Annotated in this window: 3 protein-coding genes; 1 reads left to right on the top strand and 2 read right to left on the bottom strand. The window is 66.2% G+C overall.

All coding sequences use genetic code 11. The annotated features are described in order from the left end of the window. Nucleotides 1–92: 92 nt before the first annotated feature. Both yccS and QMX78_RS20185 read right to left on the bottom strand, forming a co-directional pair. On the bottom strand, nt 93–2261 hold the full coding sequence (gene yccS, locus QMX78_RS20180; RefSeq protein WP_282272987.1) for a YccS family putative transporter: 2169 nt from the start codon (nt 2259–2261) through the stop codon (nt 93–95). Between the two features lie 91 nt (nt 2262–2352). Then, a complete protein-coding gene (locus QMX78_RS20185; protein WP_282272989.1) occupies nt 2353–3270 on the bottom strand; it encodes a LysR family transcriptional regulator in 918 nt (305 codons plus the stop codon). A gap of 83 nt (nt 3271–3353) precedes the next feature. Here QMX78_RS20185 and QMX78_RS20190 point away from each other — a divergent pair, with 83 nt between their 5' ends. Continuing rightward, on the top strand, nt 3354–4349 hold the full coding sequence (locus QMX78_RS20190; protein ID WP_282272991.1) for an aldo/keto reductase: 996 nt from the start codon (nt 3354–3356) through the stop codon (nt 4347–4349). Nucleotides 4350–4498: the final 149 nt, after the last annotated feature.

Genomic DNA, 4498 nt, shown 5'->3' on the forward strand with positions numbered 1-4498 from the left:
CGAAGGGACAGCCACAGCCCCAGCCCCAGCCACAGCCACAGCCACAGCCACAGCCACAGCCACAGCCACAGCCACAGCCACAGCCACAGCAACTACGCCGGCAACATCGCTTCTTCCGCCGCTGCCCTCAGCTTCGGCAACAGCCTGAGCATCAAAGCCAGCTGGGTGCGCACCAGCCGCGACTTCTCATCGATCTCGTCAGGTATCTGCTCCAACGCATCGGCCAGTGCGACCTCGTCTTCCTGCGGTTCCGCCGGCTGGCGCTTGCCCAAGGCTGCTGCCAATGCTGCCAGCGACTGCTGCAGCTGCCGATGCCCGTCAGCAACCAGTGCATCCTCATTGACCGCATCCGCCTGCGCGCGATGCGCACCCAGCGCCGACAGATAGCCAAGCAAGGTGTTGGACAGGGCGAGGAAGCGGAAGCCCGCATCCAGATTGCCGCGCGCATAGCCCGGCTCACGCAGCATGTTGGCCAAGGCCACCGACAGTGCGACGTCGGCGTTGTGCATGTCGCGGCGGGCGATGCGGTAGGGCAGGTCGTCGCGCATGCCGCTGCGGTACTGGCCCAGCACTTCATCCAGGTAGGCGGTGCTGGTGGCGATCACCTGCGCCATCACCTTGTGCAGGCGCCGGCCTTCCCAGTCGGGCAGGATCAGCAGCGAGGCGATCGCGGCGATGACGCAGCCGATCAAGGTGTCGAGGAAGCGCGGCCAGATCAGCACGAAACCGTTGCCGATCAGGTTGAAGCACAGCAGCGCCATCACCGTGATTGCGGCCGTGGCCAGCAGGTAACGGTCGGTGCGGGTGATGAAGAACAGCAAGGCCGCTGCCAATGCCAGCAGCAGTTGCAGGCCGGTGCCGGGGAACAGCTGCATCAACGCCCAGGTCACGCCCAGGCCGAGCAGGGTGCCGGCGATGCGCTGCACCAGCCGCAGGCGGGTGGCGCCGAAGTTCGGCCGGCACACGAAGACGATGGTCAGCAGGATCCAGTAGCCGTTCTCCGGGTGCACCACCCTCAGCAGTGCGTAACCGGCGATCAGCGCCAGTGCGATGCGCACGCCATGGCGGAACAGCAGCGAGCCCGGCGTCAGCGCCTGCCGCAGGCGGGTGCCCATTTCGCGCAGGGTGTGCGGCGAGGAATCACGCAGGCGGGTATCGATGCCTTCCAGCGGTGTATCCGCCAAGGCGGCTTCGGACAGCTGCCGTTCGATGCTGGTCAGGTTGGCGGCCAGCAGTTGTAGCGAGCCAAGCAGGCGTGTCCACTGCGGATTGCGTTGCTCGCGCAGGTACTGCAGCGAGGACTGCAGGTCCTGGCCGGCGCTGCGGGTGCGCTCGCCATAGTCGAACGGCTGGCGCAGGCGGATGGCCTCTCCCAGCGACTGGCAGGCCTTGCCCTGCAGCGACAACAGGCGCCGGCAGCGGTACAGGACGTCGCTGTGGAAGAAGGCGTCGGCCAGGGCTTCATACGGGTAGTGCGAGGAGCTGGCGCGCTCGTGGAAATCCTGCGCCATGTAGTACAGGCGGAAGTACAGGCCCGACTGCACACCGGGCCGGCCAGAGCGGCCGAAGCGGCTGAGGATGGCGGCCTTGGCGATGTTCAGCGCCTGCACCACGCGCACATTCTGCTCGGCCAGGGCCAACCGCCGTGCCTCCAGGTTGCCTTGCCGCACCGGTTCGAACAGGTCGGCCTTGAGCTGCAGGTAGTGGCCGAGTTCGAAGAACAGCCGCGCCAACCGTTCGCGCACCGGGCGGTTGGCGAACATCGCCGTCCACAGGATCGACAGCAGCCCATACCAGCTGGCGCCGACCAGCAGTGGGATCACCTCGCGCAGTGCCTGCTGCTGGCTGACGTTGTGGTGCTGGTCCATCGCGATCATCGCGTAGATCGCCAGCGTCACCGTGGCCTGGCCGATGGAGGCATAACGCTCGCCCAGCGCACCGAGCAGGGTCAGGCCGAAGGCGGTCAACGCCAACGCGCTGATGAAGGGGACGGGGTAGGGGAACAGCGCGATGACCGCCGCCGCGGCAGCGACGAAGCACAGCAGCGACAACAGCACGGATTTTGTGCGGCCCCACCAGTTGTCGTCGGTCTCGGCGATGGCGCTGGCGATGATGCCGAGGAACAGGCCGGGGATGGCTTCAAGGTGGCCGTCGTACCAGCCATAGGCGATGGCGGCAGTGAGCGCGATGAACACGCGCAACCCGTAGCTGGCTTTTTCGTGGGCCCAGAGTTGGCCGAGGTGACGGTCGAGGCGGCGCATGCCGGAAGCGTGGACTCGCGGGGATCAGGCTGCCAGCTTGCGTCGCCGTGGCGATGCAGGCAAGCGTGATCCGTCCGCAAATGTGCGGCGATCAGCCTGCGGCATTGGCTGCACGCATGAAATCGAGGAACACGCGCAGCTTGGGTGCCAGCTGTTCGCGCGATGGGTAATAGAGATGGAAGCCGGGATAGGGCGGTTGCCAGTCATCGAGCAGTCCATGCACGCGACCCGCGTCGATGTCGGTGCGGGCGATGGCGTCGAATATCTGCAGCAGGCCAAGCCCGTCGCGCGCTGCCTGCAAGGCCAGGGTGCTGTCGTTGAGCAGCAGCGACCCGCTGACATCGAGGGTGAAGTCGCGGTGATCACGGCTGAACTCCCAGGGCATCACCCGACCATTGCTGTTGCGGTGACGGATGCAGGCATGGCCGATCAACGCTTCAGGCGTTTGCGGCGTGCCGTGCCGCTGCAGGTATTCCGGCGCGGCGACCACCGTCCAGCGCATTGGCGGCCCCAGCGGCACCGCGATCATGCCATCGGCCAGCGCCTCGCCCAGGCGGATGCCGGCATCGAAGCCTTCCCCGACCACATCGACCAGTGCCGCCTGCATGGACAGTTCCACTTCCACCTGCGGGTAGGCGGCGTGGAAGGCGGGCAGGTGTGGCAAGAGCAGATATTCGATGGCGAAGCGTGGCGCGGTGATGCGCAGCTGGCCGGTGGCGACATCGCGGTTGGCCTCCACCGCATGCAGCGCCTCGCCGATCCGGGCCAGTGCCGGGGCGGTGTCCAGCAGCAGGCGCTGGCCCGCCTCGGTCAGGCCAACCCGGCGCGTGGTCCGCTGCAGCAGGCGGGTGCCGAGGCGGCGTTCCAGGTTGCGGATGGTCTGCGACAAGGCCGACGGCGAGATACCCAGTTCGATCGCGGCGTGGCGAAAGCTGGCATGCCTGGCCACGCAGGCGAAGGCCGCCAGGGCCGGCAACAGGCTTGGGTCTACTGTGAAGTCAGGCTTCATGGTCAATGCGGAGTATCCGCCTTTATCGACATAGTGGCGAGGGCCTACAGTTGCCTCCGTCCTTTCCCCCGTTGGAGTCGCCGATGAAAACCCGAGTTCTGGGCCGCAATGGTCCCGTTGTTTCCGCACTTGGCCTGGGCTGCATGGGTATGAGTGCGTTCTATGGCGGCCGTGGTGATGATGCCGCCTCGATTGCGGTGATCCACCGCGCGCTGGAACGTGGCGTGACGCTGCTGGATACCGCCGACATGTACGGCCCGCATACCAATGAAGTGCTGGTTGGCAAGGCGATTGCCGACCGTCGCACGCAGGTGTTCCTGGCCACCAAATTCGGTGTGCGGCTGGATGCCAATGATCCGCAGGCGCGCGGTGTCGATGGTCGTCCGGAATACGTGCAGGCGGCCTGCGAGGCCAGCCTGCAGCGGCTTGGCGTGGATCACATCGATCTGTACTACCAGCACCGTGTCGATCCGCAGGTGCCGATCGAGGACACCGTGGGTGCGATGGCGCGGCTGGTCGAGCAGGGCAAGGTGCGTTACCTGGGCTTGTCCGAGGCAGCACCGGAGACGATCCGCCGCGCGCATGCGGTGCATCCGATCACCGCGCTGCAGACCGAGTATTCGCTGTGGTCACGCGAGCCGGAGCAGAACGATGTGCTGGCGACGGTGCGTGAGCTGGGCATTGGCTTCGTGCCGTACTCGCCGTTGGGCCGTGGCTTCCTGACTGGTGCGATCCGCAGCCCGGCCGATTTCGAAGACGGTGATTACCGGCGCAATTCACCGCGCTTCCAGGGCGAAAATTTCGGCCGCAATCTGGCGCTGGTGGAACAGGTCAATGCGATTGCCGCCGACAAGGGCGTGACGCCAGGGCAGTTGGCCTTGGCATGGGTGTTGGCGCAGGGCGATGACCTGGTGCCGATTCCGGGCACCAAGCGCCTGCCGTATCTGGAGGAGAATCTGGGTGCGTTGGACGTGGTTCTGAGTGCCGAGGACCTGGCGCGGATTGACGCGGTGTTCCCGGTGGATGCGGCGGCGGGTTTGCGTTACCCGGCGGCGAGTATCGGCAGCGTGCATCGGTAGAGCCGAGCTCTGCTTCAGATGTAGAGCCGAGCCATGCTCGGCTGAGGCATTATCGGTAGAGCCCCTGCCGAGCATGGCTCGGCACTACGCTCCCTCCCTTGCACGCAGTGCAGGGGAGGGTTGGGGTGGGGTAGCTTCTGCGGCGTTAC

Origin of the sequence: Stenotrophomonas sp. PS02298 (genome assembly GCF_029959445.1) — a bacterium.
Taxonomy (GTDB): domain Bacteria; phylum Pseudomonadota; class Gammaproteobacteria; order Xanthomonadales; family Xanthomonadaceae; genus Stenotrophomonas.

Bases quoted from the DNA above. Each gene is read 5' to 3' on its own strand.
- QMX78_RS20185 (WP_282272989.1), bottom strand. From the start codon at position 3,270: ATGAAGCCTGACTTCACAGTAGACCCAAGCCTGTTGCCGGCCCTGGCG.
- QMX78_RS20190 (WP_282272991.1), top strand. From the start codon at position 3,354: ATGAAAACCCGAGTTCTGGGCCGCAATGGTCCCGTTGTTTCCGCACTT.
- yccS (WP_282272987.1), bottom strand. From the start codon at position 2,261: ATGCGCCGCCTCGACCGTCACCTCGGCCAACTCTGGGCCCACGAAAAA.